This window comes from Pseudophaeobacter sp. 1A09344, from assembly GCF_041008745.1.
In the GTDB taxonomy this organism is placed as follows: domain Bacteria; phylum Pseudomonadota; class Alphaproteobacteria; order Rhodobacterales; family Rhodobacteraceae; genus Phycobacter; species Phycobacter gallaeciensis_A.
Map to the genome: position 1 here is coordinate 592,544 of NZ_JAXGFS010000001.1, position 26,480 is coordinate 619,023.

Sequence of the window (26,480 nt, forward strand, 5' to 3'; positions counted from 1 at the left end):
CCGAGATGCAGCAACTGTCCGGCAATACCCAATCAAGAAAATCCCGTCCTGGAAAAATCCGGTCCAGCGCGCGCCAGATCGCGCGGGAGATCTCTTACGCGCATTCGGCGCAGACCCGTTCGGGGCGTCTGGTGATCCGAATGATAGAGAATACCACGGGCCGTCTGAAGCTGATCCGACGCGCGCGGGGGTATGAACAGGAGGTCGCGGGTGGGCGCAGTTTTTGGAGCGTCATCGCCGAACGCTATGGTCTGTCGCTGGAGATCATCGGCGGCGCGCTGTCCAATATTCCGCGCGACAAGCCGGTCGTTCTGATCGCCAATCATCCCTATGGGATCCTTGATGGGCTGATGATGGGGCACATCCTTGCCGAAACGCGCGGGGATTTTCGTATTCTGGCGCATCAGGTGTTCGGCAAGTCGGAAGACCTGAACCGTATCATCTTGCCGATCGATTTTGCCGAAACCAAGGATGCGCTGCGCACAAACCTTGAGACCCGCAAAACGGCGCTCAGTTATCTGGGGCAGGGCGGCGCCATCGGGATCTTTCCGGGCGGCACGGTTTCCACGGGAGCAACGCCCTTTGCCCGGCCGATGGATCCGGGCTGGCGCAGCTTTACCGCGCGGATGATTGCCAAATCCGATGCGGTTGTGGTGCCGGTCTATTTTGACGGCCACACTTCGCGCTTGTTTCAGATCGCCAGCCATCTGCACGCTACGTTGCGCATGGGGCTCTTGATCAAGGAGTTCCACAAGCGGGTCGATACGCCGGTGCGGGTGGTGATCGGGGAGGCGATCGGGCGCGACAAACTTGACCCTTTGACCGGGGATGCCAAAGGAATGATGGATTTCCTGCGCAAAGCGACGTATGAGCTGTCTCCGACTCCTCTCGATCCGGGCTTGCGCGGGTTCGAGTTTGAAGAGAAACATCGCGCCTGAACGTGGCATCCGCGAAAGAAGAACATGGCAGTAGGCATTTTTGATTCTGGTCTGGGCGGTCTGACCGTGCTCGACGCTGTGCAGCGGCGTCTGCCGGAGGTTGACCTTATCTATTACGGCGACAGTGCTCACGCCCCCTATGGCGTACGCGATGCCGAGGATGTCTATCAGCTGACCAAGGCCGCCGTGGAAGATATGTGGGACAAGGGCTGCGATCTGGTGATCCTGGCCTGTAACACCGCTTCGGCGGCGGCGCTGCGGCGCATGCAGGAGGGCGGGCTGCCCAAGGGCAAGCGCGTGCTTGGCGTCTTTGTGCCGCTGATCGAAGCACTGACCGAGCGCCAGTGGGGCGATAATTCGCCGCCGCGCGAGGTTGCGGTGAAGCATGTGGCGCTGTTCGCAACGCCTGCAACAGTATCCAGTCGGGCGTTCCAGCGGGAACTGGCCTTTCGCGCCATCGGTGTCGATGTGGAAGCGCAGGCCTGTGGCGGTGTTGTCGACGCCATCGAAGAAGGCGACATGATCCTGGCTGAGGCGCTGGTGCGCAGCCATGTGGATGCGCTCTTGCGCAAGATGCCGCATCCCGAGGCTGCCATCTTGGGCTGCACCCATTATCCGTTGATGGAAAAGACCTTTCAGGAGGCGCTTGGCCCACAGGTCAAAGTGTTCAGCCAGGGCGATCTGGTCGCCGACAGTCTGGCTGATTACCTTGAGCGGCACCCGGATATGTACGGCTCCGGCAAGGCAGGGTTCTACACCACTGGCGATCCGGCGCGGGTCAGCACCCATGCGACCCAGTTCTTGCGACGACAAATCACCTTTGAAGCGGCCTGATCCGGCGCTTCCACGGGGACGGCTTTCTGTCGTCCCTCGGGCGGATCGCCTGTCAGCTGCGGCAGTTTTCCCTATTCCCACCGCCTGTTGCTGCGGTACAAATCACGTAAATTCAAAAGACGAGGTCTGACATGACCCACAAAGTGGCTATCCTTGGCGCCAGCGGTTACACCGGCGCGGAACTGGTGCGGCTGATTTCCCAGCACCCCAGCATTGAAATCGCGGCGCTCGCCGCTGAGCGTAAGGCGGGGCTGTCCATGGCCGAGGTGTTCCCGCACCTGCGCCATCTGGACCTGCCAACCCTGTGCAAGATCGGGGAGATCGACTTTTCCAAGATCGACCTGTGTTTCTGCGCTCTGCCGCATAAAACCAGCCAGGAAGTGATCGCTGCCCTGCCGAAGGATCTGAAGATCGTCGATCTGTCGGCGGATTTCCGGCTGCGCGATCCGGCGGAGTACGAGAAATGGTACGGCAACCCCCATGCTGCGTTGGAGCAGCAGAAAGAGGCTGTTTACGGCCTTACCGAATTCTACCGGGATGAGATCCGGGGCGCGCGGCTGGTGGCCGGCACTGGCTGTAATGCGGCCACCGGGCAGTTTGCGCTGCGGCCGCTGATCACCTCTGGCCTGATTGATCTGGATGAAATCATCCTCGATCTGAAATGCGCCGTCTCTGGTGCGGGTCGGGCCCTGAAGGAAAACCTGCTGCATGCGGAGCTGAGCGAGGGCTACAATGCCTATGCCATCGGTGGCACGCACCGGCATCTGGGTGAATTCGATCAGGAATTCTCGAAACTGGCCGGGCGTCCGGTCAAGGTGCAGTTCACCCCGCATCTGGTTCCCGCCAACCGGGGTATTCTGGCGACGACCTATGTCAAAGGCGACGCCGAGGCGATTCACGCGGCATTCGTTTCGGCCTATGCCGATGAACCCTTCGTCGAGGTTCTGCCCTTTGGCGCGGCGCCAAGCACCCACCACGTGCGCGGCTCCAACTTCTGTCATATCGGCGTGACCGCTGACCGGATCGAAGGGCGGGCCATTGTCATTGCGGCGCTGGATAACCTGACAAAAGGTAGCAGCGGCCAGGCCTTGCAGAACGCCAATCTGATGTTAGGTGAAGATGAAACTGCGGGTCTGATGATGGCGCCGCTGTTCCCCTAGGGCGCCAGACCCGGACGAGCACAGGACGGTAACGATATGAAAAACCTCAAAAAGCAGCGTCGCATTCAGGTGATCGCATTGGCGACCGTTGCCCTGATCGTGTCGACGGCTTTGATCGGTTACGCGATGCGGGACGGGATCAATTACTTCCGCTCGCCCAGTCAGGTGATGGCCGAGCCGCCGGTGCCGACAGAGGTTTTCCGTATTGGCGGTCTGGTCGAAGATGGCAGTCTGGTGCGCGGTCAGGGCGAAACCGTGCGGTTCTCTGTGACTGATGGCGGCGCAACCGTGCCAGTGACTTACGCGGGTGTGCTGCCGGATCTGTTCGAGGAAAATCAAGGCATGGTCGGCACAGGCCGTTACGTCAACGGTGTGTTCGAAGCCTCTGAAATTCTGGCGAAACATGACGAGACCTACATGCCCAAGGAAGTCGTGGACGCGCTGAAGGAACAGGGCGTCTACCAGGAGCCGGACGCCTGAGGTTCGGAACATTCCAAAACAGTACCAAATGAAAACGGGGGCCCTTGGCCCCCGTTTTTGTCTCAGCAGAGCCTGCGCATGGCGCAGGTCTTATGGGAAGAGTTTCTTCACATAGCCGGGCAGGGCGAAAGCCGCCTTGTGCACGTCGGGCGTGTAGTAATCGGTTTCAATCCCGGCAGCGGCAAAGCGTTTTTCCAGATCGGCCAGCGACACGGTGCGCGCGGATTTGGAGTGGCTGCCCCAACCAAAGGCCATCGGACCACCCGCATAGGTCGGGATTGTCGCCAGATAGCAGCTGTGATCGGCAAACAGCGTCTTGAAGGCGCGCATTGTGCCGGTCAGCTCGTCCCCTTGCATGAAAGGCACGCCGTTCTGGGTGACGATGATACCGTCATCGGTGAGCGCGCGGGCGGCGTGGCCGTAGAAGGTATTGGTGAACAGCACCTCGCCCGGGCCGATCGGATCGGTGGAATCGACCACGATCACGTCGAATTTCTGATCTGTTTCACGCATGAAGGCCGCGCCATCGTTGATCACCAGATTGAGCCGCGGATCGTCAAAGGCGCCTTGGCTCAGCATCGGCAGGTATTCCTTTGAGAAATCCACCACACCGGCGTCGATCTCGACCATGGTGACATGTTCGACCGAGGCGTGACGCAGCGCCTCGCGGGCCATTCCGCCATCGCCGCCGCCGATGATCAGCACACGTTTTGCGGCCCCATGGGCCAGGATCGGCACATGGGTCAGCATCTCGTGGTAGATGAAATTGTCGCCTTCGGTGGTCTGCACTACGTCATCCAGCGTCAGGATGCGGCCGAACGTACCGTTCTGAAAGACCTTCAGGCGCTGATGCTCGGTCTTGCTGTCATAAAGCATCTCATCCACGCGCAGGCTCTGCGCGTAGTGATCGTGCAGGCGTTCGGTGATCCAGGTCTCGCTCATGCCGCGACCTCCTTGGCGATCAGCTCCTCCCCGCGCAGAAGTTCCCGGACCTCCACGTGATCGGTCGCAAAGGCCTCTTTCAGCACGTCGACGGCGCGCCAGGGCTCTGCATCGCCACACATGAAGACGTCAAAGGCGCCATAGCCGATTTCCGGCCAGGTGTGCACCGAGATATGGCTTTCGGCCAGCACGGCCACGCCCGACACGCCTTGCGGCGAGAATTTATGGGTGTGGATGTGCAGCAGCGTGGCGCCGCAAACCTCGACGCATTTGCGGAAGGCGTTCTGAATGCGGGTCTCGCAATCAAGGCCCGTGCCGTTCATGACTTCGATGATCAGATGGGTTCCGGCGAATACTTTTCCATCGCGGCGGATGAAATGGTCTTCGCGGTCGCTGTCCACAACGGTTTCGATGATCGCAGCGGGTACACTGCGGGCGGTATCTTCCTCTTGGGCGCCTGTCTCCAGACCGATCCCCAGTTGGAAGAGGTTGGCGTCTTTCATGACACTCCCCTTCGTTCCAGTAGATGACAATCCAGCCGGCCCTTAGCGCCCCCCCGGATAAGGGTCCGGGGTTGGGATCGGTGCCGAAAGTGAGGCGCGTCTAGGCCCCATGGCAGATTCGATCAAGGAAAAATTTACCAGGGGCTTTGAAATGATTGAAAAGAAAAAAGGCCGGGGAACTGGCCCCGGCCGTCAGGTGGTTCCGGTACCCGGGGATCAGGGGCGCCAGAACGGAAGAGTGGCTTCATAATGGGCATCCTCGCGGGAGAGCCCGATGTCTTGCAATTGTTCCGGGGTCAGGTGGCGGAGCTGTTTACGGCTGCGCTGTCGGACGGACCATTTCGTCATCAGAACCGCGAACGTCACCGCGACCTGAGCCAGCACCGGCAGGGTGGGCTGATTGGTCAGAAAGGTGATGCTGGAATGTGCAGGGGTCGCGTGCTGTGTCATGGTCAGATCCTTTATTGTATTGATACAATCCTGTGTTGTTGGTACGATCACTTGATACAAAGTTCCGACTCAGCTGTCTAAGGAAGCATTGTAATGGGTACAATTTGGGCGCCGAGCCTAGGTGATAAGCCTGGACCGAAGTATCAGCGGGTGGCCGATACAATCCGCGCAGCGGTGGAAAACGATACATTGCGTGTTGGTACAAAGTTGCCGCCGGTGCGCGATCTGGCCTATCAGCTGGGCATCACCCCCGGCACGGTGGCGCGGGCCTATTCCACCCTCACGGACGAAGGACTTCTGCAGGCGGAGGTCGGGCGCGGTACATTTGTCGCTGAGCGGCAGACCAAGGTCATGGATGATGTCTGGTCCCGCGAATTGCACCTTCGGGAGGAAAGCGATCCCAACCATGTCAGCCTGTTCAGCCCGCGTCTTGCCGATGTGGGGCAGGTGGCTGCGATCCGGGAGGCGATGAAGAAGGTCGCCGCCGCTGATCCGCTGATGTTCCTGAACTACCCGACCCGTGACGCCTACCGCCCGGTGCGCGAAGCGGTGGTGGAGTGGCTGTCAGATCAGCCGCTGGGGCCGCTTGATGAAAGCCAGGTGGTCCTGACCCATGGCGGTCAGAACGGCATCCTCACGGTGCTGCAGGCGGTCCTGAAGGACGCGCAGCCCACGCTGTTGGTCGAGGATCTTTCTTATGCCGGCTTTCGTCGTGCGTCTGAACTGCTCCGGGCCAAGGTTGTCGGGGTGGGGATGGACGAACACGGGATTCGTCCGGATTCGCTGGAGCTTGCCATCCGCAAGACGGGCGCGACGGTTCTATGTACCAGTCCCGAGGTGCACAATCCGACCGGGCTGTTTACCCCGCAAAAACGGCGCGAGGAGATCATCAAGGTCGCGCGGCGGCATGAGTTGCAGATCATCGAAGATGATTGCTATCGCATGGGAGAGGCCGGTGCGCCCAGCTATCGCGCTCTGGCGCCGGATATCACCTGGCACGTCTGTTCGATCTCGAAGGTTTTGACGCCGGCGCTGCGCGTCGGTTTTGCCCTCGCGCCCAAAGGCCACGAACAGGATCTGCGCCGGTCAGCGGAATACAGCTTTTTCGGCCTGTCGCAGCCGCTGGCCGAGCTGATCCGCGTCTTGCTTTCGGACCCGCGCAGCAAGGAGCTGGCCAAAGAGGTGCGCAAGGAAATGGCCAAATATGTGCGTGTGGCGGTGAATGCCCTTGGTGCGTTTGAGCTGACATGGAAAGACGAGGTCCCGTTCCTCTGGCTGAAACTGCCTGCAGGCTGGCGCTCCGCTGCCTTTACTCGCGCGGCAGAAGCCGCAGGTGTGCAGATCAGGTCAGCCGATGAATTCGCCCTGAGGGATGGCCGCGCGCCCAATGCTGTGCGCATCACCATCAATGGGCAGGTTTCTTTGGCTAAGTTCGAAGACGCGATGCTGCGTTTGCGCAGCCTTTTGGACAACCCGCCCGAGCAAATCAGCGTCTAGGTGTGGGGTATTTTGATACCTATTTTTTAACACGCTGATTTTGCGTGATAAATTGTTGTTTTGCTGTGTTGACGCAGTGCGGAGATCCCCGTAAACCCCGTCCATCGAATTCAGGTGAGTTGTATTCCGGCTCATCTTCACGACAAACAGGATAGACCTGCCATGAAAACCTTCTCTGCTACTCCGGCAGATATCGAGAAGAACTGGATCCTGATCGACGCCGAAGGCGTTGTTCTGGGCCGTCTTGCCTCGATCGTTGCCATGCGCCTGCGCGGTAAGCACAAAGCGTCGTTCACGCCGAACATGGACATGGGCGACAACGTCATCATCATCAACGCCGACAAGGTACAGATGACCGGCAAGAAGCGCGACGAGCACTTCTACTGGCACACTGGCCACCCGGGCGGCATCAAGTCCCGCACCAAGCAACAGATCCTGGAAGGCGCGCACCCCGAGCGTGTTGTCTATCAGGCTGTGAAGCGCATGCTGCCGGGCAACCGTCTGGCGCGCCAGCAGATGAGCAACCTGCGTATCTATGCTGGTGCCGCGCACCCGCATGAGGCCCAGGCCCCCGAGGTTCTGGATGTCAAATCCATGAACAAGAAAAACACGCGGAGCTGAGACCGATGGCTGATCAGATCAACACTCTCGAAGAGCTGGGCGCCGTTGCAGGCGTTGAAGCTGTCGCTGAAGAAACCATTTCCCGTGAGCCCGTCCGTGACGAGCTGGGTCGTGCCTATGCAACCGGTAAGCGGAAAGACGCAGTCGCACGCGTCTGGATCAAGCCGGGTTCCGGCAAGGTCGAAGTGAACGGCAAAGAGCTGAACAAATACTTCGCCCGTCCGGTGCTGCAGATGATCCTGCGCCAGCCGTTCACCGTTGCCGGTGTCGAAGACCAGTTCGACGTCTACGCAACCGTCAAAGGCGGTGGCCTTTCCGGTCAGGCCGGTGCGGTCAAGCACGGCATCTCCAAAGCTCTGCAGCTTTATGATCCCGCCCTGCGCGGCGCTCTGAAAGCTGCTGGCTTCCTGACCCGTGACAGCCGTGTTGTTGAACGTAAGAAATTCGGCCGCCGCAAAGCGCGTCGTTCGTTCCAGTTCTCCAAGCGTTAATCGCTGGACAGCAGAACAGAGAAAGGCCGCAGAGAAATCTGCGGCCTTTTTTGTGGTTTGTCTGTGTGGTTGAAACGGGGGATTGGACCGCCCTGGAACCTGCGTACACAGGCGCAGTCGCGGTGCCTATTTGTCGGGTTCAATCAGACCCAGGCCCCGAAGATAGATCATGATCCCACTTTCGAGCAGATCCTCGGGCGATAAGGGCGAGGTGGCACCGGGCGTGTTGCGGGCATAAAGCTCCACAACCCCGTGGCTCAGCGCCATGATATGGGCGGAAAACATCGCTGCGGGCGGGCGTTTTTCGGCCGGGATGTGCTGGCTCAGATCCGCAGCAGCCTTTTCAAGGATGCCCCGTGCGCGGGCAGCGGCATCCGCCAGTTCGGGCGTGCGGTTGACGGAAATACCGCTTTCAAACATCGCGATGTAATGGCCGGGATGTTTGCGGGCAAAGGCGAGATAGGCCCGTCCCGTTGCCTCAAATGCCGCGAGGGCCGAGGGCTGATATTTTTCATAGGCGTGCTGCATCAGATCGGCGAACATCGCAAAGCCCTGTTTCGCGGCCTCTGCGATCAGATCCTCGCGGCCTTCGAAATGGCGATAGACTGCCGCCGGGGTGACGCCCGCCTGTTTTGCCGCCTCGGACAGGGTAAAGCCGGTCGGGCCTTTTGCCTCGATCAGACCCAGTGCGGATTCCACAAGGGCCTGACGCAGGTTGCCGTGATGATAGCCGCGTTTACGCATTCCAGATGTCCGGTCCGCCACAGATGAGGGGATCTACGTCCCCGAGTGCCTCGGCGTTTTTGTTGTCATAATCCAGTCCACGTAGGACCGAACGGATGGCAGCCAGCCGCGCGCGACGCTTGTCGTCCGAGCGGACGACGGTCCAGGGGGCCACCTTGGTGTGGCTGCGGCGGAAGGTTTCGCCGATGGCATCGGTATAGGCGTCCCAGCGTTCCAGCCCTTTTACGTCGATGGTGCTGAGCTTCCAATGCTTCAGCGGATCGGATTCGCGGGCCAGAAACCGATCGAGCTGCTCGGCCCGGCCAACGTTCAGCCAGATCTTGAACAGGTGAATGCCGTCCTCGACCAGAGCCTCCTCGAACCCTGTAACCTGATGGAAGAAGCGCTCGCGCTGCGTGTCGGTGCAAAAGCCAAAGACCTTTTCGACGACGCCGCGATTGTACCAGCTGCGGTCGAAAAATACGATTTCACCGCCCGAGGGCAAATGGTCGATGTAGCGCTGAAAATACCATTGGGTCTGTTCAGCCTCGGTTGGTTTCTGCAGCGCCACAACCCGCGCGCCGCGGGGGTTAAGGTTCTCGCGGAAGCGTTTGATTGTGCTGCCTTTTCCTGCGGCATCTCGGCCTTCGAACACCACGGCGATGCGGGCGCCAGAGGCTTTGACCCAGGATTGCAGTTTCACCAGCTCGATCTGCAGCGCGTCCATGGATTGCTCATAGGACTTTTTCTTCATCCGCGCGGCATGCGGATAGTCCGAATCCAATATCGCCTTCTTTCCCGCATCGGCGATAGCCTTGCGGATGTCAGAAGGCGCGCCGGTCTCGAAATAGCGGCTGATGGCGCCGTCAAATGGCAATGTCATGGGCAAAACCTTCCTGTCCTCAACTCTTTATAGGGCATTGCGCGGCGCAATGTGACTCCGATTTACCTAAAGCCCGGCGCGGGCGGCGGCGCGGTCCACGGCGTCTGTCACATCCCCGGTGGCCACATGGTGTGGCATGTGGCCAATCCCGTCGAGTAGGGTCAGCCGGGCCTGCGGCACGTCCTTGACCAGTCTTGCGGCGTGCAGATGAACCCCAACGGTGGTGTCGGCGTCGCCATGCACAAGCTCGACCGGTACCTTGATGCGGTCATACTGCGGTGCCTGCGCCTTGATATCGCGCAGAAGGTTGGCCCGGTGCAGGGCATTGGCCCGGAGCGATCCGCGCCTGAGGGTCAGTCCGGGACCAAAATGCTCGGCGTATCCTTCTGGCACTGGTTGGGGGGCAAAGACATCCTCCAGCGCGCGGGTCACGGTGCGTTCCGGCACATAGGAGGTGATCAGCGGCACCACCAGACGGCTGCCCAGCGGCGAGGCTGTCACTTTGTAGAATGGATCAAGCGAGCCATCCCAAGGGTGCGATACGCCAGAGACCGAGACCAGCGCCGAGAGATCATCCGGATGGTAGACAGCCCAGGCGAGCGCCACGGCCCCGCCATAGCTTTGCCCCAGCACGATGGGACGTTCGGCGCCAAGGCTGGCCGCGGCCTGTTGCAGCAGGGCCGCCTGATCCCCCAGCGTTGCATTGCCAGCCTTTGGCGCTGCGGTATAGCCGAGACCGGGGCGATCGAACATCAGTACGCGGAAACGGTCGGCCAACGCAGGGGCGAGGCGAAAGCTCATATCGCGGGTGCTGCCGTTGGAGCCGTGGATCAGCACCAGATCTGGCGCCGAGCCCTGCGGCTGGCCCATCTCGACCGCGTGCACGCGGGCATCACCCACCTCAATGAACCGGCCTTCAGGCGGGTGGCTGGCCCTGGCGCGGGCCTCCCGCCGGGATCCTTGCAGGGCGGTGATGCCGACGCCTGCTGCCATGGCAAAGGCAAGCGATAACAATGCGCTATTGACCGATGTTGTTCAGATCGAAGGGCGTGCTTTGGTAGATTTGATTGATCCAGTTGCCATAAAGCAGATGCGCATGACTGCGCCAGCGGTTCTGCGGCGTGCGGCTGGGGTCATCATCCGGGTAGTAGTTGACCGGCACGTTGATCTCGGTGCCATTGGCAACGTCGCGGTCGTATTCCTGCTTCAGCGTATCACTGTCATATTCGAAGTGATTGAAGATATAGAGTGCGCGATGGTTCGGATCCTCGACCAGACAGGGGCCAACCTCATCACTTCCCAGAAGGGTGATGAGCTTTGGATGGCTGTCGATTTCATCCTGTTTCATCTCGGTCCAGCGCGAGACGGGAATGACGCAATCGTCTGAAAACCCGCGTAGGTAGGGCGAGGCAGGCGCGAGGTTCTTATGTCGGAAGCAGCCGAAGGCCTTGTGATCCAGCATGTGTTTCTTGACGCCGTGGAAATAGTTTATCATCGCCATGCCGCCCCAACAGACGCCAAAGGTGGAGTGCACATTGGTCTGCGTCCATTCAAACACCTCGCGCAGCTCATCCCAATAGGTGACGTTGTCGAAATTCAGATGTTCGATTGGGGCGCCGGTGATGATCAACCCGTCAAAGCGCTCGTCCTTCACCTCCTGAAAGGGGCGATAGAATTCGGCCATATGCTCGGCCGCGGTGTTGCGGGTCTGGTGCTCGGTCATCCGGATCAGAGACAGTTCGATCTGGAGCGGCGTCGCGCCGATCAGCCTGGCGAACTGGTTCTCCGTCTGAATCTTCTTCGGCATCAGATTAAGCAGGCCGATGCGCAACGGGCGGATATCCTGACGCGCCGCCTGATCCGGCGACATGACCATCACGCCTTCGTTCGTCAGAACGTCATAGGCGGGCAGGTCAGAAGGGATCTTGATAGGCATGTCAGGTCCTTGCGGTTCATGTGTTAGGCTGAGGGCAAGAGATAAGCTGCCTAGGCGGCACTCTCAAGTGCGCTGGCGATCAAGTCCTCGAAACCAGCCTCGTCGCGCACGGCGCTGATCTGGTCGGCGGTGACGGTCACACCCCAGTTCTGCGCCATCGCCTCATAGCGCGGCTGACGGTGCGCCAGCGCCTGCGCATAGGTCCAGCGAATGAAGGCATCGGGGTCAACATCTGCCTCTGATACATTGTTTTTGCTAAGATAGTCTTCCCAGACCCTGCTCAGAAACTCCGGCTGATAGGACATCGGTTTGGGCGCGCGATCAAAGCGGCGAATCAACTCTTCGGTATGGGCCTCGTCACCTTTGATCCAGACCATCAGCGTGTGTTTGGACAGTTCGGTCAGGACCGGATCATTCGGATCCTCGGCATCCACCCATTCACAGATCGATCCACCAGTGTCGCAGATGAAATGCGGATAGCCATAAAGCCGCTCGGCCCGGTCGATGAAATATTCGGTATCCAGCAGGGCGTGGATTTCGGCCAGGCGAAACTGTTCCTGACGGCGACGGTATTCGCTCATCGGGAGGCCCCCCATGGCCGGGCTGCCGGGTTTGCCGAGGTAGGAGGAGACCGGTGTCAGGTTGTCGAAGGTAATATTCGATCCGATGTAGATCGAATCCGACAGCAGCAGATCACGCAGGAAGGGGACCTTCATCGCCTCGGCCTTGGCGTTGTCGGCGATGTATTCGCCCATGTAGCGAGTGCCGATGCGGTAATCGATCGAGTAGTGGAACCAGCCCCCCGCGCCGCGCAGGATGTTGCTGATGTAGGTCTTGCCGAGTCCCGACATGCCAAAGAACAGCACGCGTTTGCTGGGGGCGTCGCGCCACGCCTGAGCGGAAGAATAAAGCATTGGCATTCCAGATCCTTGATCACCTGGCGCCTTGCTAGCCAGTGTCTGCGGCCGGGTCAATTCCGCCGAAGGCGTCGGGGCAGGGGAATGCGCCCCTGAATGATCAGCAGGCCAAGCGCCAGAAGCGCAAATCCGGGGTAGGCGTGGGGCGGCAGGGCCTCGCCCAGCACCACGGCGCCCAGAAGGATGGCAACGGGCGGGATCATCAGCGTCACCAGCATCAGGTTGCCGCTGCCCGCCATCGCCAGCACCCGGTAGTACAGAAGATATGCCCCCGCCGTAGCAAAGACCGCATAGTAGAAAATCGCGAGCCAGGTGACTGGCATCAGATCAAGGCGCGGCACCCCATCCACAACCAACGTGAGGGGCAGCAGGATCAGGGCGGAGCCTGTCAACATTCCCGCAGCGGCCACTTGCGGCTTCAGGCCAGCGAGGTGCTGTTTTGCCCAGACCGCTGCAAACGCGTAGGAGAGCGTGCCGGTCAAAACTGCCAACTGCGCCGCGCTGCGCGGATCGAAATCTGCAAAACTGCTGAGGCCAATGGCCGTCGATACACCCAGAAACCCCAAGGCGACTCCGATGGCCCGCCGTGCCGTGATCCTTTCATCGGAAAAGAACAGCGCGGCCACCAGAACTCCGAATATTGCCGTTGTGGCATTCAGTATCGAGGTCAGCCCGGTTTCGATATGGAGCTGTCCCCAGGCCATCAGCACGAAGGGGATCACGTTGTTGAGCAGCCCCATCACCAGAAAACTCCCCCAGACCTGGGGCGCGCGCGGCAGCGGCAGACGCAGGAGGAGTACCGCAACCCAAAGGACCACGGCGCCGCCCGCGCAACGGTAGAATACCGAGGTCAGTACCGGCACTTCGTTGAGTGTGATGCGGATCGACAGAAAGGAGGCGCCCCAGAGGCAGGCCAAGAGGCTCAGCTCGACCCAAGCGCGGGGGGATATGGAATGCTGTGTTGTCATGCCGCTTTTCTGCGCCGAAAGGGATGCTGCCGCGACCCGTTTCCTGCGGCTTAATCTGCCGTTTGGGCAGAAAGCTCTAGCCGATGCGCGCACCGCGCGGGCGCAGCCTGCCGGACGCATCCAGAATGTTGATGTAGTTCGCAGCGAAAATCACCACAGCGCCGAGCAGGGTCCAGATCACCACCTCTTCGCCGTAAAGGATCATCGCCAGAATCGCGATGGCGGGCAGACGGGTGAAATCGATCGGCATCACCACGGTGGCCGGGGCCAGCGATAGGGCGTTGGTCAGGCAGAAATGCGCGGTAAGGCCGGCAAGGCCAATCAGCACCAGCCAGGGCAGGGTGGCAGCATCCGGCACCGCTACATCGCCGTCCCAGCCTGCCATGGCAAAGCCGAACACCAGTTGCATGGAGGTGAGCCAGAACAGGATAGAGGCGATGCTTTCGTGGCGGGTCAGGCGCTTGGTGAAAATCGCCGTCAGGGCAAAGAAAATCGCGCAGCCAGCCGCCGCCAGAACACCGGCGTTTATCGTTTCCGGCGAGGGGCGCGCGACGATCAGAATGCCGATGAAGCCCAGCATTGCCGCGCCCGCCCGCACCCGGGTCATACGCTCGCCCAGCATCAGGGGGGACAGGATGATCACCCAGATGGGGGAGGTGAATTCAAGAGAGAAGACCTGAGCCAGCGGAATGACCGTTACGGCGAAGAACCATAGGTTCTGGCCGGTAAAATGCGCCAGATTGCGCACCAGGTGCAGCCCCATGCGCTCGCGGCTGACCTGATGCCATTTGCCGGTCAGTGTCAGGATCGCCACCACCACGATCACGCCCACCACGCTGCGGTAGGCCATGATCTCAAAGGTATCGAGCGTCAGCCCCGCCTCGCGCCCGGCGATAGCCATGGAGGAGAACGACACGATCGAGCCGGTCATCCACAGTGCCGCCTTGGCGATCTGTATTGGCTGCTCTTGCATTGTGTCGTCCCCCCGCATGGCTTGGGCAGCAAGAAGGCCCAATTGCATGGTAGGGTCAAGAGGAGGCAGCGACCTGTGGCTGTTTCTTGTGTGACTGATCCAGGCTAAACCCCGCATCCAGGTACTGGGCCACCAGCGCTTGGGCGTCGAAACCGGTTTTCGACAGAAAAGTGTCGATCTCATCGATCAGCCCAACGTCAGGAGGCGCCACATTCGCATTGGCCTTTGGAGGAAGCGTTGCGGCCTGGTCTCGGCCAAGATCCGCAAGCAGCTTGCGGGCGCCCTCAGGCGTGATGACGTCTTCCAGCTGAGCATGCACAAATCTGACGCGGTCGCCGTAAACTTGTTCATAATATTGCTGACGGCATTCCATTTCGAGCGTGTACCAAAGCGCGGTCCCGACGACGCCCATTTTCAGGAAGGACTCGGGTTTCAGGATGACATTGCGATAATTGGGGGCCAGGTACCATTGCCACAATAGCGTCATGTTCCCGCAATCATTGCGCTGGATGTAGCTGGCGCATTGTTTGGCTAGGTTCCGACGCAGGATGATGACTGTCGTATCGTCGCAGCGCGGATGATCGATCAGAGTTTCGATCAGACCACATTTGCCGAGCGTGTGGTTGGTTTCCGCATAGGGCTTGTCTTTTGGCAGGCTTGCCATCTTTCGGCCCCAGAACCCGCGGACCACGTCATCCATCCCGCGCATATTGAAGGAGCGCATGGTGCGAATATCCGGCATGGTATTGCCAAAATCGTCAATGCCGAACGGTTCGTGCACGGTTGGAAAGCCTAGGTTTGCTTCCAAAAACTTAGCAAGCCAGGCGCTGCCAGACCGGCCTGCTGCGAGGGAGAATATGAGCTCAGACATGGATTTTGTCCTTTGTTTGTGCTGCTTGGGGGGGCGCATGTGACAATGGATTCTGATAGCCAAAAAAGGCGATTTCTTCCTTGCACTCTTCTGCGATGATCTCTGCCGCGGCAGGGAACATGGAATATGTTTCCGCGACAGATGTGCCCCATTTGGGGCGGATATTGCTCTTTGCGTTCAACGCCTGGAACAGCTCTTTCAGGCCGGGCACCTGAAGCGACTCCATGTCATCCGCAAGGCATTCATACCGCAGATAGCTGTCGAGAGCGGCTTCTCCTGTAAGCGGTGCGATCCGGGCATTGTCGTGCAGGAAGCTCCGGTGACGGTCGACAAACTCGTCAAAATGCATCCCGGTTGCGGTGCCGCCCACCCAGAAATAGCGCGAAATGGCCACATCGAAGGGATCACGCCAGATGGTAATCTTGCGATATTCGTCCCAGACGTCGGGTGGAATAAGGGCCTTAGCCCTTGGGGCCGGGATGTGGTTGACGAAATCTCCTGAACTTCTCCAGTATTCTTCGCCATCAGCGTTGTGCCAGATTGGAGCGATATAATTCTGCGGGCCAAGAATCCCCAGCCTGCGGCGCAAAGCCTCATCATCCAGAGCAATGGGGGTGATGACGCTGTCGCCATCGCACAGGCTCGACAGGGCGATCTCGAACGACGTTCCCCCGACCTTCATCGTCTTGATGAAAATGAGCCTGAGAGGGTGGCAAATGATCACGGGTCAGCCTTTGCGTACTGAAGCAACGCCAAGCAAACTAGGAAGGATGTGTTAAAAATATGTATTCTTAAGTTGAAAAAAAGGGAGGTTCGAACCCGGTCGGAAATCTTCGTAAGTGTCAGACCAAAATTATCCGGTCGTTAAAGTACTCAAGGCGGACGGGATAGCTATCGAAAATCGGCAACGCCGTATTGCTAGATTGTATTGCCTCAGCGCATCACTGTTGCGTACAGGAGTGAATTTAAAATGTATCCCGTCGCCGCTTGGTAAATGAATAATGCGGTGTGGAGCGGATGTTTAAGGAGCCGTTTGAAGTATTTCAGAGCATTCATCAACGCTCCGTTTTTAACCATATTTTGATCCAATAAGGTCTCAGGTCGAATAATCCTTTGAGTGCATCAGAGAACCTCGTTCAACCCCGGAAGCGCTGCGTCTTTTTCGCTGATAATAGGGCTTTGTACCGGCCATTTAAATCCAAATGAATCAAAATGAATTCCGGTGTCAGAAGCCGCGTCAAAATGATTTGTCTGATGATAAACAACTACGGCCTCTTCGCTAAGAACCAGAAAGCCGTGCGCGTATCCATCCGGAATAAATAGGCTTTTCCGGTTTCTGTCGGATAGGTTAACGGAGAAAAATTTGCCTTTGTTTCGTTCGTTTGACGCTCCGCCCACTCCAACAATGACGTCAATAATCTCGCCTTTGACAACGCTTACAATTTTTGCGCAGCCATAAGGGGCGGTCTGGTAATGCATTCCGCGTATAACGTTCTTTTTCGAGATGCTGCACAGAGATTCTCGGATTTCAATGGAGTCTCCTAGGTTTAACTCATCGAACATCTTGGAATTATATGTTTTGGTAAATATCCCGCGTTCGTCGGTGTGTGTGAAACGTTTTAGGACAAAGACATCATCCAGCGTAGTGGGGATTTTTTCGAACTGATTAGCCATTGTTTTTGTCTCGTTTCGAATTTTCATAATGCCATAGGTTTTGTAGTCGGGGGGTGGGGCGTAGTCAAGATTTGGTGCGGTGTTTGCGCGGAACTCTCTCTTTCCTGGGAAAGAAACGAGTGCCGGTGTGTGCAGGGAATGTACGAAGTTTTAGTCACCGAAATTGGTGACGTTATTCCCGTGCAGAAGAGACAGCCCGTAGGTGCGCCTGCTGGAGCAGTGCCTATTTGTTTCTACGGGAGAGCGCAGACCACAGCATGGTTTGGCGCGGTCAGGGCTTCGTTGCCGAGATGATTGGGGGGGCCTTGATTGGTCAGTCGTCACGACAGAGTTGCACGCTATCCGTACCAGCCGAGGCACGTGTTTCTAAGAGACGTCGCAAAACAATGGGATGCGGGACGTCATCACTCGAAATCCGCGCCACACTCCCCATTCTCAGAGTTGGAGGTCTGAGCCTCGGAAAATCAATGTTTGGTCTGAGCGCCGAGAGAATAAGCGCCCAGAGAAAATGTGTAAGTCGCCAATCTATAGTATCAACGACTTACACGCGAAGGATCATTCCCACTCGATCGTGCCCGGAGGCTTGGAGGTGATGTCGTAGGTGCAGCGGTTGATGCCCTTGACCTCGTTGATGATCCGGGTGGCGGTTTCGCCGAGGAACTCGTGGGTGAACGGATAGTAATCCGCCGTCATGCCATCGACCGAAGTCACCGCGCGCAGGGCGCAGGCGTAGTCATAGGTGCGGCCATCGCCCATCACGCCGACGGTGCGCACCGGCAGGATCGCAACGAAAGCCTGCCAGATATCATCGTAAAGGCCATGCTTGCGGATCTGGTCGATATAGACCGCGTCGGCCTCGCGCAGGATGTCCAGCTTTTCGCGGGTGATCTCGCCGGGGCAACGGATGGCAAGACCCGGCCCGGGGAACGGGTGACGCCCGATAAAGCTCTGCGGCAGGCCCAGCTCGCGGCCCAGCGCACGGACCTCGTCCTTGAACAGCTCGCGCAGTGGTTCGACCAGTTTCAGACCCATCTTCTCAGGCAGGCCGCCCACGTTGTGGTGGGATTTGATCGTGACCGAAGGCCCACCCGAGAAGGACACGGACTCAATTACATCAGGGTAGAGCGTACCCTGAGCGAGGAATTCGGCGCCTTCGATGGTGTCGGCGTGTTTCTGGAACACGTCGATGAACAGCTTGCCAATGATCTTGCGCTTGGTTTCCGGGTCGGACTGGCCTTCCAGTTCCCCCAGAAACAGGTCCTGCTCGTCCGCGTGGATCAGGCGCATGTTGTAATTGTCGCGGAACATGGTGACAACCTCTTCGGCCTCACCCTTGCGCAGTAAACCGTGGTCAACAAAGACGCAGGTCAGCTGATCGCCGATCGCCTCGTGGATCAGCACGGCCGCAACCGAGCTGTCGACGCCGCCGGACAGACCGCAGATCACCTGCTTGTCGCCGACCTGATCCCGGATCGCCTGGATGGCCTGTTCGCGGTAGGCGCCCATGGTCCAGTCGCCGCTGAACCCGGCCAGTTTGACGAAGTTCTCATAGAGTTTGGCGCCGTTTGGTGTGTGGTGCACCTCGGGGTGGAATTGCACGGCGTAGAAGTTGCGTGCAACATCCCCGGTGATGGCAAAGGGCGCGTTGGGCGATGTTCCGTAGACCTTGAAACCCGGTGCGATTTCGCTGACGTGGTCGCCGTGAGACATCCAGACCTGCTCGCGGTCGCTGTCGTCCTGGAACCATCCGTTCAGCAGCGGCAGGGAGTCGACGGTCGGGGTCACATAGGCGCGGCCGAATTCGGCGGTGCCGTGGCCCGACAGCACCTTGCCGCCTAGCTGGTGCATCATCACCTGCTGGCCGTAGCAGATGCCAAGGATCGGCACGCCATAGTCAAAAATCTCTTGCGGCACGCGGGGGGATCCCTCGCGGGTCACACTGTCCGGACCCCCGGAGAAGATCACGGCCCTGGGCGCCATTTCGCGCACAAAACCCATCGTGACATTCTGATAGGGGTGGATTTCGCAATAGACGTTCAGCTCGCGCAGGCGACGCGCAATAAGCTGCGTGACCTGGCTGCCAAAGTCGATAATCAGGAGGCGGTCATGGGATGTCTGGCTCATGTCTGGCTCATAGGGGCAGACAGGGCGGCTGGCAAGAGGGCAGATGGCCTGAAACCTGTCTCTGCAAGGATTTGCCCCCTTAGGTGCGGCTTTGGTACCTAATCATAGATGCAAGGCCCAGCTGAACGGCATCGTCATCGCAGACGGTGCAATACTGTACAGAAGTGCCTAGAAATTTTGCCGCGAATATGTCGGTTTTCAACCTGATTGGCCGTTATCCTTCGGCGCCGCGCCGGGGCAAGGGCGTAGACACGAGGTCAATGACACGGCTTTGGTGAGGAAAAACAATGACTGAAGCAGCACCGCGCCGGCGCAGCCGGGGGGGCGGAGGCGCCGCCCGTCGCGCCGAACGTTCGAGCATCAAGATCGAAACCGCCAAGTACATTGAGCGGAACATTCCGAACTTTGAAGTTCTGACTGAGGAAGCCATAGAGATTATCGAGACCAACGCCGAGACCATCCTCGAAGAGGTCGGCGTCAACTTCGTCGATAATCCTGCAGCACTGGAGCGCTGGAAGGCCGCTGGTGCGGATGTTCAGGGCGAACGGGTCCGCATTCCCCGTGGCCTGGCCCGCAAATTGTGCGAAACCGCGCCCAGCACCTTCACCCAGCACGCGCGCAACCCGGAAAAAAGCGTCGAAATCGGTGGCAAGAATCTGGTGCTGGCGCCGATCTATGGCCCGCCCTTCGTGCGCGATGCCAAAGGTGGCCGTCGTTATGCGACGCTGGAGGATTTCCAGAAGTTCGTGAAACTGGGCTATATGTCCAAATGGCTGCACCATTCGGGTGGTACCGTGTGTGAACCGACCGACGTGCCCGTCAACAAGCGTCACCTCGACATGCTGCTGGCGCATATGACGCTGAGCGACAAGCCCTTCATGGGATCGGTCACCGAACCCAGCCGCGCGCAGGATTCGGTTGATATGTGCGGCGTCTTGTTCGGCAAGGAGTTCGTGCAGGACAACACCGTGATGACCTCGCTTATCAACATCAACTCGCCGATGACATTCGATGATGTGATGATGGGCGCGCTGGAAGTCTATGCCAAGAACAATCAGGCCTGCATCATTTCGCCCTTTATCGTTGGCGGTGCCATGGCGCCGGTGTCGGTGGCGGGCACGCTGACGCAGGTTCTGGCCGAGGTTCTGGCTGGTGTGGCCTATAGCCAGTTGATCCGTCCTGGCGCTCCGGTCATCTTCGGCGCCTTCGTGTCTTCCATCGACATGAACTCCGGCGCACCGACCTTTGGCACGCCCGAAGCCTCGCTGGTGACCTATGGTGCGGGCCAACTGGCGCGCCGTCTGGGGCTGCCGTTCCGTTCGGCCGGGTCGTTCTGCGGCTCGAAACTGCCCGATGCGCAAGCCGCCTATGAAACGGCAAACTCGCTCAACATGGGGCTGATGTCTGGCGTCAACTTCATGCTGCACTCCTGTGGCTGGCTCGAAGGCGGTCTGGTGGCCGATTTCGAAAAATTCGTGATGGATGCAGATCAGCTGGGCGTGCTGCATGGGTTGGCCAAGGGCGTCACCGTCAGCGAAGACGATCAGGCGATGGATGCCATCCGCGAAGTAGGTCCCGGCGGCCATTATCTGGGCTGCGCCCATACGCAGGCGAACTTTAAAACGGCGTTCTGGAAATCCGATCTACTGGATTACAAGCCCTTTGAAACCTGGGAAGAGGAAGGCGCACGCGACACCTATGCGCTTGCCTCTGCGCGGGTTGATCACCTGCTGGCGACCTATCAGCCGCCTGCGCTGGACCCGGCGATCAAGGATGCATTGGAAGCCTACGTGGCCGAGAAAAAGGCATCCATGCCGGATTCCTTCCTGTAAGCCTCGGAAAGCTGTGGGCTGTCCGGCATGGGCGGCCCTGTAAGGCGGTGGCCATGCGGCTGCCGCCTTTTTCTGTTCTGTCGAATGAGTAACGCCCCGAGAGGATTATGTTTCCTTACTGCTCCGCAGGAGATTTGCCTCTCCCATCAGCGCGATCAGCACCTCGATATGGCGGCGCAGGTCATACCCCGTATCGCGCAGCAGGCGGCATGCGTTGAGCTCATACTCCATGTCCAACAGTTTCAGGATCGCTGCCGACGGGCTGGGCCGGGCGCCATATCCCAGCAATCGGTTCAGGCTCTTCTCCCGCAGGTAGCTGCTGGCGCCAATTCTGGCGGTGCGGACAAGAAGGCGGGGTCGGTGCAACGCCGCTAGGCGGCTAAGAGCATCTTGCATCGCGCGGGTCCTTTCTGTGACGACGGGCGGCGATGTCATAACACAACTAGAGCGGGTGTTGCGGCGCAGGGCATACTGGCGCGCGCTGTATTGTCGGTTGATTGATATAAATTTGAAATGAATGATGGTCAGACGCGAAGTTTTGTTTAAAAACAGGTGAGTAGGACGCGATCCCCTTGTGGGTAACCATGGGGGTGCCCCGTGGATTATTCCCTGAACAACAGTCGGGGATCTGATATCATGGTTACACTATCTGTTTCGAAGCTGCCGGACTGGCTTCCCGAGGATGCGCAAAGGTATCTGCAGCATACGGAAACAGGGCAATCGATCCGGCAACTGGCCCGTCAGGCGGGCTGTCATCCGTCTACGGTGCTGCGGCAGGTGCGCCGGATTGAGACCCGGCGCGACGACCCGTTAATCGATAGCATTCTGACTGCGCTGGCGTGTTGCCATTCTGGGGCTCAGGAAAGCGGGGCGCTGCCGCCTTCGCAAACTGCCCTGCTTGAAGCCCGTTCTGTTGAAATCCTCACGCGTCTTGCGCAACCCGGCGCTGTTCTGGCGGTGGCCGAGGGTATGGAAACCGCTGTGGTGGTCCGGCAGGGCGATCCGGTCGAGGCGAAGCTGTCGGTGAGCCGCGGGCTGGCCGGGGCCATGGCGCTGTTGACCTGGATTGATTGCACCCGGCCCGGACGGCTCAGCCGCTACCAGATCACCAGTAACGGTCGTAACCTTCTGACCCGGCTGGTCGCCGAGCGTGAGAACAAGGCACGCAACCGTGCCGAAAACGGAATCGCGGCCCTTGCCGGGGGCCCCAGCGGCCACAAAGGACAATCTCCACGCCCCAGGCGCACACGTTATGGCGGCGGGGAGACACCGATGGATATGTTGGCGCGGCTTATCGACAAGAACGGCGAGCCCTTCCTGCCGCCCGACCTGGTTCAGGTCGGCAAACGTCTGCGCGAGGATTTCGAAGTGGCCCAGATCGGCAATCACCTGATGCAGGAGGCGGCTTATTTCGGCGGTGAGTCCTGTGCCAGACCTGAACCAACCCCGATGCCAAGCGCAACAGCCCGGGCGGCCCGGGACCGGGCGCGGCGGGCACTGGCGGCCCTTGGCGCCGGGCTCAGCGATATCGCCCTGCGCTGTTGTTGCTACCTTGAAGGGCTTGAGGCGGCAGAGCGGCAGCTTGGCTGGTCGGCGCGATCTGGAAAGATCGTGCTGCGCATCGCCCTGCAGCAGCTGCAATCCCACTACGAATCCTGCGGACAGGAGGGAGAGCAGGAAAGACTGATCGGCTGATAACTATGGCTTGTGGTTTTGATTGGCCGGGATAAATAGAGGCTATGAACTTTACACTGCGGCAACTGACCTATTTTCAGGCGCTATGCGCCCACAGGAACTTTGGCCGCGCGGCCGAGGCCTGTCATGTCTCCCAACCGGCGCTGTCGGTTCAGATCCGCGCGCTTGAGGACGTGATGGGTGGCCCGCTGGTGGAACGCCGTGCGCGCGATGTGGTTTTGACCCCGCTGGGGCGGCAGGTGCTGGCGCAGGCCGACGCGGTGCTTCAGGCGGCTGAGACCCTGGCCCGCACGGCCCGGGATCAAAGCAGCGGACGACGTAGTCTTGTCCTTGGGGTGATTCCCACCGTTGCGCCCTATCTACTACCCGGCACGCTGGCGCAGCTGCGCGCGGTTGATTTGCAGTTGGCGATTCAAGTGCGTGAGGCCACGACAGAGCGGCTGCTGGCACTGTTGCAGGCCGGGGAGCTGGATGCAGCGGTGCTGGCCTTGCCCAGTGGCGGTAATGGTCTGGTCGAGGTTGAATTGTTTCGCGACCGGTTCCTGCTGGCGGGCTCCTGCAACCGTCTGGAGCAGATCAATGCCCATGGTCCCGGCATTCGCCCGCAGGACCTGCGATCAGAGCAGCTGATGCTGCTAGAGGATGGCCATTGCCTGACCGATCAGGCGCTCGATATCTGCGGGATGCAACGTACCGCGCCGGAAATCAATATGGGGGCGGGATCGCTGGCTACCTTGTCACGACTGGTTGCGGCAGGATTCGGCCTGACCCTGATGCCGGAAATTGCCGCGCAGGCAGAATGCGGCGGTGCAGAAGGATTGCGCGTTCAGAGGTTCCCGGAGCCGCAGCCATATAGGCGTATCGGACTGGTGCGACGCGATTCAACCGACGGCGAAGGCTGGTTCGAACAACTGGCCGAGGTCGTCAGATCGGTGGGGGAAGGGATTGTCAGCCAGTGCAGGCAGGACAGCGGGCACGCGCCGGGCGCGCCCGCTGAAGATCATGAGACCTGAAGATCAGGCTGCAACTTCCGCCTTGGCGGTTTTCAGGTAGTTCAGCACGGTTTCGGGCGAGGAGACGCCATAGGGATCTTCGGCGTGGTTGTCCGACAGGCCGGGCTCTTCGAACCAGGCTTCGATGACACCGTCCTTGACGATGGCGGCATAACGCCAGCTGCGCGCGCCAAAGCCGAGGTTGTCCTTGGCCACCAGCATGCCCATCTTGCGGGTGAACTCGCCGGAACCGTCCGGGATAACCTGAACGTTTTCAAGGTTCTGCGATTCCGCCCATTTGTTCATCACAAAGCTGTCGTTGACCGACATGCAGTAGATCGCATCGATACCTTCGGCTTTGAAATCGGCAAAGCCGTTTTCGAAACCGGGAAGCTGGTAGGTGGAGCATGTCGGGGTGAAGGCGCCCGGCAGCGAGAACAGCACAACGCGCTTGCCCGCGAAATAGTCGGCGGTGGTTTTGTCTTCCCAGCGGAACGGGTTCGGGCCTTCGAGCGCTTCGTCGCGAACGCGGGTGTGGAAGGTTACCTCGGGCAGTTTGACGCCAGCTTTCATGTCGGTCTCCATATGGTGAAAATCGGTTCTGGGCGCTGGCTTAATAAACTTGCGCAAACGCTGCAATGGGGAATGCTGCACAAGCAATGTTCAGCACCGCATTGCAGAGTTGGATGATCACAAGCCTGGCACGATGCCGCTGAAGGCGCGGTTCGGCGGCGGTTGCGAAAGGGTGAAACCAGGGTTGCAGAAATGGCCGTGTCATTGCTCTGCGGCTGTGATACATCAGCGGATGAACAGTTGCCGCAAGGGAAAAACCCGTGAGAGACCTGAAAATCCCCGCGCAGCGCCACCCGGAAAAGGCGCACCGCCCCGATAACGAACAGCCGAAGAAACCCAGCTGGATTCGCGTGAAGGCGCCCGGTGGAAAAGGCTATGCCGACACCCACAAGATCATGCGGGAAAACAATCTTGTGACCGTCTGTGAAGAGGCCGGCTGCCCCAATGTGGGCGAATGCTGGAGCCAGGGCCACGCCACCATGATGATCATGGGGGAGGTCTGCACCCGGGCCTGCACCTTCTGCAACATTGCCACCGGCAAGCCGCCCGAGGAACTGGATGCCTTTGAGCCGGGCCGGGTCGCCCATGCGGTGGAAAAACTGGGTCTCAACCACGTTGTGATCACATCCGTTGACCGCGACGATATTGAGGACGGCGGCGCCGAGCATTTCGCTCAGACTATCCGGGCCGTCCGCCACCGGAGCCCGAAGACCACGATCGAGATCCTGACCCCGGATTTCATCAAATGTGCGCCGGAAGTGCTGGAAACCGTCGTTGAGGCCCGCCCGGATGTGTTCAACCACAATCTGGAAACGGTGCCGGGTCTGTACCCCGAGGTACGTCCGGGCGCGCGGTATTTCCATTCGCTGCGCCTTTTGCAGCGGGTGAAGGAGCTGGATCCGTCGATGTTCACCAAATCGGGCATCATGGTGGGGCTGGGCGAGGACGCGCAGGCGGTGAAGCAGGTGATGGACGATATGCGCGCTGCGGATATCGATTTCCTGACCATCGGCCAGTATCTGCAGCCGACCCCGAAACACCACGCAGTGGATCGTTTTGTGACACCCGAGGAATTCGCCTCTTACGAAAAGGCGGCCTACGGCAAGGGCTTCCTGATGGTATCGGCCACGCCGCTGACCCGGTCGTCCTATCACGCAGGGGATGACTTTGCCCGGCTGCGCGAGGCCCGGAATGCAAGGCTGGGGCGGGCATGACGCCTGAGCGTCTGGCGCAGCTGACCGCGCTGCGCCACAGGCTTCACACAATCCCGGAAGTCTCTGGAAGTGAAGAAAAAACTGCCGATGTGGTTGCGGGGTATCTACGCCAACACGCGCCGGATGAATTGTTGACCGGGCTGGGCGGACACGGCGTTGCCGCCGTCTATCGTGGCGCTGCCGAGGGTCCGACGGTGCTGATCCGTTGTGAGTTGGATGGGTTGCCGATCGAGGAAGTCTCTGACGCCGACTACCGGTCGGGTCATGCGGGGCGCGGGCATCTGTGCGGTCACGACGGCCATATGGTGATGGTTGCCGCCCTGGCGGAGGATCTGGCGCGCACCCGTCCGCAAACGGGCCGGGTGGTGCTGCTGTTCCAACCCGCCGAGGAAACCGGTAAGGGCGCCGCGGCTGTTATTGCAGATCCGCAATTTGAACGCATCAAACCAGACTATGCCTTTGCACTTCACAACTATCCGGGTCTCGCTGCCGGTGCGGTTGCCCTGTGTCAAGGACCCGCAAATTGCGCGTCGCGCGGCATGCGGATCCGGCTGATGGGCAAGACCTCCCATGCAGCGGCGCCGCAGGACGGGGTATCCCCGGCCGGGGCACTGACCAAGCTGATGCCGGGACTGGTGGCACTGGGGCCGGGCGGCGCGATGTCCGCCGATTTCGCCCGCGTGACCCTGACCCACGCCTGGCTGGGGGAGCCGACATTCGGCATCGCGCCGGGAGAGGCGGAAATCTGGGTCACCCTGCGGACCGTGACCGATACCCGGATGGAGCAGTTGATGGGGGAAGCTAACGCGGTTCTTGCAGAGGTCTGCGCGGCAGAGGGGCTGGAATACACCGTTTCCTATGACGATGTCTTTGATGCGTGCGCCAACCACCCTGAGGCAACCGAGATCTTGTCTTTTGGCTCAGAAACAGCGGGTTACCCAGCGCAGTTGTGGCAGGTGCCACAGCCGTGGTCAGAGGATTTTGGTCAATTCTCCAAGGTGGCCAAATCCGCTATGTTCTGGCTCGGCGCAGGCGAGACCATGCCGCAGCTTCACAATCCGGATTATGATTTCCCGGATGAGCTTATCCCCGTTGGGTCTGCGATCTTTGCCGCTGCAATCGACGCTGTTCTGAACCGGGCGCCAGGTGGCAACCACTGAACGAGGTTGCCGCCTATGCCAGACTATGT

Annotated in this window: 28 protein-coding genes; 12 read left to right on the top strand and 16 right to left on the bottom strand. The window is 59.6% G+C overall.

The window, feature by feature from the left end; genetic code table 11:
- The first annotated feature begins 5 nt into the window (after positions 1 to 5).
- The 4 genes from SM765_RS02680 (at position 6) to ccmE (ending at position 3,412) form a co-directional block, all read left to right on the top strand.
- Positions 6 to 938 carry a lysophospholipid acyltransferase family protein gene (locus SM765_RS02680; RefSeq protein WP_274837245.1) on the top strand — a complete coding sequence of 311 codons (933 nt, stop codon included), beginning with the start codon at positions 6 to 8 and terminating at the stop codon, positions 936 to 938.
- A 24-nt stretch (positions 939 to 962) separates the two neighbouring features.
- Positions 963 to 1,772, top strand: a complete 810-nt coding sequence (gene murI, locus SM765_RS02685; RefSeq protein ID WP_274837001.1) for a glutamate racemase — start codon at positions 963 to 965, stop codon at positions 1,770 to 1,772.
- Between the two features lie 131 nt (positions 1,773 to 1,903).
- Positions 1,904 to 2,932 carry an N-acetyl-gamma-glutamyl-phosphate reductase gene (argC, locus tag SM765_RS02690; protein ID WP_274837003.1) on the top strand — a complete coding sequence of 343 codons (1,029 nt, stop codon included), beginning with the start codon at positions 1,904 to 1,906 and terminating at the stop codon, positions 2,930 to 2,932.
- A gap of 36 nt (positions 2,933 to 2,968) precedes the next feature.
- The gene (gene ccmE, locus SM765_RS02695; protein ID WP_065270195.1) at positions 2,969 to 3,412 is read left to right on the top strand and encodes a cytochrome c maturation protein CcmE; all 444 of its coding nucleotides are present in this window, start codon (positions 2,969 to 2,971) and stop codon (positions 3,410 to 3,412) included.
- Between the two features lie 90 nt (positions 3,413 to 3,502).
- Here the strand turns inward: ccmE and speE are convergent, their stop codons facing one another.
- The 3 genes from speE to SM765_RS02710 all read right to left on the bottom strand — a co-directional run bounded on the left by speE (position 3,503) and on the right by SM765_RS02710 (position 5,307).
- Positions 3,503 to 4,354, bottom strand: a complete 852-nt coding sequence (gene speE / locus SM765_RS02700; RefSeq protein WP_274834036.1) for a polyamine aminopropyltransferase — start codon at positions 4,352 to 4,354, stop codon at positions 3,503 to 3,505.
- Complete coding sequence (gene speD / locus SM765_RS02705; protein ID WP_274837005.1) at positions 4,351 to 4,857, bottom strand: adenosylmethionine decarboxylase; 507 nt, start codon at positions 4,855 to 4,857, stop codon at positions 4,351 to 4,353. Before speD ends, speE begins: the two co-directional genes overlap by 4 nt.
- Before the next feature lie 216 nt (positions 4,858 to 5,073).
- Positions 5,074 to 5,307 (bottom strand): DUF1127 domain-containing protein, encoded by a 234-nt coding sequence (locus SM765_RS02710; RefSeq protein WP_274828059.1) that lies wholly within the window; start codon positions 5,305 to 5,307, stop codon positions 5,074 to 5,076.
- Between the two features lie 93 nt (positions 5,308 to 5,400).
- On the opposite strand from SM765_RS02710, the gene SM765_RS02715 reads away from it, so the two are divergent.
- The 3 genes from SM765_RS02715 (at position 5,401) to rpsI (ending at position 7,916) form a co-directional block, all read left to right on the top strand.
- A complete protein-coding gene (locus SM765_RS02715; protein ID WP_274837007.1) occupies positions 5,401 to 6,804 on the top strand; it encodes an aminotransferase-like domain-containing protein in 1,404 nt (467 codons plus the stop codon).
- Positions 6,805 to 6,966: 162 nt separating this feature from the next.
- The gene (rplM, locus tag SM765_RS02720) at positions 6,967 to 7,425 is read left to right on the top strand and encodes a 50S ribosomal protein L13 (protein WP_065270200.1); all 459 of its coding nucleotides are present in this window, start codon (positions 6,967 to 6,969) and stop codon (positions 7,423 to 7,425) included.
- A gap of 5 nt (positions 7,426 to 7,430) precedes the next feature.
- Positions 7,431 to 7,916: a 30S ribosomal protein S9 gene (gene rpsI, locus SM765_RS02725; RefSeq protein ID WP_065270201.1), complete on the top strand. Its 486-nt coding sequence runs from the start codon at positions 7,431 to 7,433 to the stop codon at positions 7,914 to 7,916.
- Between the two features lie 126 nt (positions 7,917 to 8,042).
- On the opposite strand, the gene SM765_RS02730 is transcribed toward rpsI, so the two are convergent.
- The 11 genes from SM765_RS02730 to guaA form a co-directional block, all read right to left on the bottom strand.
- Complete coding sequence (locus tag SM765_RS02730) at positions 8,043 to 8,660, bottom strand: TetR/AcrR family transcriptional regulator (protein WP_274837008.1); 618 nt, start codon at positions 8,658 to 8,660, stop codon at positions 8,043 to 8,045.
- Complete coding sequence (gene ppk2, locus SM765_RS02735) at positions 8,653 to 9,522, bottom strand: polyphosphate kinase 2 (RefSeq protein ID WP_274837009.1); 870 nt, start codon at positions 9,520 to 9,522, stop codon at positions 8,653 to 8,655. The genes SM765_RS02730 and ppk2 overlap by 8 nt, the downstream gene beginning before the upstream one ends.
- Before the next feature lie 66 nt (positions 9,523 to 9,588).
- On the bottom strand, positions 9,589 to 10,536 hold the full coding sequence (locus SM765_RS02740; protein WP_342455864.1) for an alpha/beta fold hydrolase: 948 nt from the start codon (positions 10,534 to 10,536) through the stop codon (positions 9,589 to 9,591).
- A gap of 4 nt (positions 10,537 to 10,540) precedes the next feature.
- Positions 10,541 to 11,458, bottom strand: a complete 918-nt coding sequence (gene metA, locus SM765_RS02745; RefSeq protein WP_274837010.1) for a homoserine O-acetyltransferase MetA — start codon at positions 11,456 to 11,458, stop codon at positions 10,541 to 10,543.
- A gap of 50 nt (positions 11,459 to 11,508) precedes the next feature.
- Positions 11,509 to 12,372: an ATPase gene (locus SM765_RS02750; RefSeq protein WP_274834046.1), complete on the bottom strand. Its 864-nt coding sequence runs from the start codon at positions 12,370 to 12,372 to the stop codon at positions 11,509 to 11,511.
- Between the two features lie 56 nt (positions 12,373 to 12,428).
- On the bottom strand, positions 12,429 to 13,343 hold the full coding sequence (locus tag SM765_RS02755; RefSeq protein WP_274837011.1) for a DMT family transporter: 915 nt from the start codon (positions 13,341 to 13,343) through the stop codon (positions 12,429 to 12,431).
- A gap of 76 nt (positions 13,344 to 13,419) precedes the next feature.
- Positions 13,420 to 14,316: a DMT family transporter gene (locus SM765_RS02760; protein WP_274832200.1), complete on the bottom strand. Its 897-nt coding sequence runs from the start codon at positions 14,314 to 14,316 to the stop codon at positions 13,420 to 13,422.
- Positions 14,317 to 14,371: 55 nt separating this feature from the next.
- Positions 14,372 to 15,187, bottom strand: a complete 816-nt coding sequence (locus SM765_RS02765; protein ID WP_274834050.1) for a hypothetical protein — start codon at positions 15,185 to 15,187, stop codon at positions 14,372 to 14,374.
- The gene (locus SM765_RS02770) at positions 15,180 to 15,911 is read right to left on the bottom strand and encodes a hypothetical protein (RefSeq protein ID WP_274838937.1); all 732 of its coding nucleotides are present in this window, start codon (positions 15,909 to 15,911) and stop codon (positions 15,180 to 15,182) included. Before SM765_RS02770 ends, SM765_RS02765 begins: the two co-directional genes overlap by 8 nt.
- 398 nt (positions 15,912 to 16,309) lie before the next feature.
- Positions 16,310 to 16,861, bottom strand: a complete 552-nt coding sequence (locus tag SM765_RS02775) for a dTDP-4-dehydrorhamnose 3,5-epimerase family protein (RefSeq protein WP_274837012.1) — start codon at positions 16,859 to 16,861, stop codon at positions 16,310 to 16,312.
- A 555-nt stretch (positions 16,862 to 17,416) separates the two neighbouring features.
- Positions 17,417 to 18,985, bottom strand: coding sequence for a glutamine-hydrolyzing GMP synthase (gene guaA / locus SM765_RS02780; protein WP_274837013.1), 1,569 nt, complete (start codon positions 18,983 to 18,985; stop codon positions 17,417 to 17,419).
- A 287-nt stretch (positions 18,986 to 19,272) separates the two neighbouring features.
- Between guaA and SM765_RS02785 the strand changes: the two genes are divergently transcribed.
- The gene (locus SM765_RS02785; RefSeq protein ID WP_065270212.1) at positions 19,273 to 20,817 is read left to right on the top strand and encodes a trimethylamine methyltransferase family protein; all 1,545 of its coding nucleotides are present in this window, start codon (positions 19,273 to 19,275) and stop codon (positions 20,815 to 20,817) included.
- A gap of 105 nt (positions 20,818 to 20,922) precedes the next feature.
- Here the strand turns inward: SM765_RS02785 and SM765_RS02790 are convergent, their stop codons facing one another.
- Entirely contained in the window at positions 20,923 to 21,213 is a 291-nt protein-coding gene (locus SM765_RS02790) for a DUF6477 family protein (protein WP_274834057.1), read from the bottom strand.
- Positions 21,214 to 21,453: 240 nt separating this feature from the next.
- Here SM765_RS02790 and SM765_RS02795 point away from each other — a divergent pair, with 240 nt between their 5' ends.
- Both SM765_RS02795 and SM765_RS02800 read left to right on the top strand, forming a co-directional pair.
- Positions 21,454 to 22,512: a DUF6456 domain-containing protein gene (locus SM765_RS02795; protein ID WP_274834059.1), complete on the top strand. Its 1,059-nt coding sequence runs from the start codon at positions 21,454 to 21,456 to the stop codon at positions 22,510 to 22,512.
- Between the two features lie 44 nt (positions 22,513 to 22,556).
- Complete coding sequence (locus tag SM765_RS02800) at positions 22,557 to 23,525, top strand: LysR substrate-binding domain-containing protein (protein ID WP_274828070.1); 969 nt, start codon at positions 22,557 to 22,559, stop codon at positions 23,523 to 23,525.
- A gap of 3 nt (positions 23,526 to 23,528) precedes the next feature.
- Here the strand turns inward: SM765_RS02800 and SM765_RS02805 are convergent, their stop codons facing one another.
- Positions 23,529 to 24,077, bottom strand: a complete 549-nt coding sequence (locus SM765_RS02805; protein WP_274837014.1) for a peroxiredoxin — start codon at positions 24,075 to 24,077, stop codon at positions 23,529 to 23,531.
- A gap of 260 nt (positions 24,078 to 24,337) precedes the next feature.
- On the opposite strand from SM765_RS02805, the gene lipA reads away from it, so the two are divergent.
- Together lipA and SM765_RS02815 are read left to right on the top strand one after the other, a co-directional pair.
- A complete protein-coding gene (gene lipA / locus SM765_RS02810; RefSeq protein WP_274832208.1) occupies positions 24,338 to 25,291 on the top strand; it encodes a lipoyl synthase in 954 nt (317 codons plus the stop codon).
- Positions 25,288 to 26,451, top strand: a complete 1,164-nt coding sequence (locus SM765_RS02815) for an amidohydrolase (RefSeq protein WP_274834065.1) — start codon at positions 25,288 to 25,290, stop codon at positions 26,449 to 26,451. The genes lipA and SM765_RS02815 overlap by 4 nt, the downstream gene beginning before the upstream one ends.
- Positions 26,452 to 26,480: the final 29 nt, after the last annotated feature.

What these genes read in the sequence shown, in the direction of transcription:
- SM765_RS02680 (WP_274837245.1), top strand. Translation starts at nt 6, where the DNA reads ATGCAGCAACTGTCCGGCAATACCCAATCAAGAAAATCCCGTCCTGGA.
- murI (WP_274837001.1), top strand. Translation starts at nt 963, where the DNA reads ATGGCAGTAGGCATTTTTGATTCTGGTCTGGGCGGTCTGACCGTGCTC.
- argC (WP_274837003.1), top strand. Translation starts at nt 1,904, where the DNA reads ATGACCCACAAAGTGGCTATCCTTGGCGCCAGCGGTTACACCGGCGCG.
- ccmE (WP_065270195.1), top strand. Translation starts at nt 2,969, where the DNA reads ATGAAAAACCTCAAAAAGCAGCGTCGCATTCAGGTGATCGCATTGGCG.
- speE (WP_274834036.1), bottom strand. Translation starts at nt 4,354, where the DNA reads ATGAGCGAGACCTGGATCACCGAACGCCTGCACGATCACTACGCGCAG.
- speD (WP_274837005.1), bottom strand. Translation starts at nt 4,857, where the DNA reads ATGAAAGACGCCAACCTCTTCCAACTGGGGATCGGTCTGGAGACAGGC.
- SM765_RS02710 (WP_274828059.1), bottom strand. Translation starts at nt 5,307, where the DNA reads ATGACACAGCACGCGACCCCTGCACATTCCAGCATCACCTTTCTGACC.
- SM765_RS02715 (WP_274837007.1), top strand. Translation starts at nt 5,401, where the DNA reads ATGGGTACAATTTGGGCGCCGAGCCTAGGTGATAAGCCTGGACCGAAG.
- rplM (WP_065270200.1), top strand. Translation starts at nt 6,967, where the DNA reads ATGAAAACCTTCTCTGCTACTCCGGCAGATATCGAGAAGAACTGGATC.
- rpsI (WP_065270201.1), top strand. Translation starts at nt 7,431, where the DNA reads ATGGCTGATCAGATCAACACTCTCGAAGAGCTGGGCGCCGTTGCAGGC.
- SM765_RS02730 (WP_274837008.1), bottom strand. Translation starts at nt 8,660, where the DNA reads ATGCGTAAACGCGGCTATCATCACGGCAACCTGCGTCAGGCCCTTGTG.
- ppk2 (WP_274837009.1), bottom strand. Translation starts at nt 9,522, where the DNA reads ATGACATTGCCATTTGACGGCGCCATCAGCCGCTATTTCGAGACCGGC.
- metA (WP_274837010.1), bottom strand. Translation starts at nt 11,458, where the DNA reads ATGCCTATCAAGATCCCTTCTGACCTGCCCGCCTATGACGTTCTGACG.
- SM765_RS02750 (WP_274834046.1), bottom strand. Translation starts at nt 12,372, where the DNA reads ATGCTTTATTCTTCCGCTCAGGCGTGGCGCGACGCCCCCAGCAAACGC.
- SM765_RS02755 (WP_274837011.1), bottom strand. Translation starts at nt 13,343, where the DNA reads ATGACAACACAGCATTCCATATCCCCCCGCGCTTGGGTCGAGCTGAGC.
- SM765_RS02760 (WP_274832200.1), bottom strand. Translation starts at nt 14,316, where the DNA reads ATGCAAGAGCAGCCAATACAGATCGCCAAGGCGGCACTGTGGATGACC.
- SM765_RS02765 (WP_274834050.1), bottom strand. Translation starts at nt 15,187, where the DNA reads ATGTCTGAGCTCATATTCTCCCTCGCAGCAGGCCGGTCTGGCAGCGCC.
- SM765_RS02775 (WP_274837012.1), bottom strand. Translation starts at nt 16,861, where the DNA reads ATGGCTAATCAGTTCGAAAAAATCCCCACTACGCTGGATGATGTCTTT.
- guaA (WP_274837013.1), bottom strand. Translation starts at nt 18,985, where the DNA reads ATGAGCCAGACATCCCATGACCGCCTCCTGATTATCGACTTTGGCAGC.
- SM765_RS02785 (WP_065270212.1), top strand. Translation starts at nt 19,273, where the DNA reads ATGACTGAAGCAGCACCGCGCCGGCGCAGCCGGGGGGGCGGAGGCGCC.
- SM765_RS02790 (WP_274834057.1), bottom strand. Translation starts at nt 21,213, where the DNA reads ATGCAAGATGCTCTTAGCCGCCTAGCGGCGTTGCACCGACCCCGCCTT.
- SM765_RS02795 (WP_274834059.1), top strand. Translation starts at nt 21,454, where the DNA reads ATGGTTACACTATCTGTTTCGAAGCTGCCGGACTGGCTTCCCGAGGAT.
- SM765_RS02800 (WP_274828070.1), top strand. Translation starts at nt 22,557, where the DNA reads ATGAACTTTACACTGCGGCAACTGACCTATTTTCAGGCGCTATGCGCC.
- SM765_RS02805 (WP_274837014.1), bottom strand. Translation starts at nt 24,077, where the DNA reads ATGAAAGCTGGCGTCAAACTGCCCGAGGTAACCTTCCACACCCGCGTT.
- SM765_RS02815 (WP_274834065.1), top strand. Translation starts at nt 25,288, where the DNA reads ATGACGCCTGAGCGTCTGGCGCAGCTGACCGCGCTGCGCCACAGGCTT.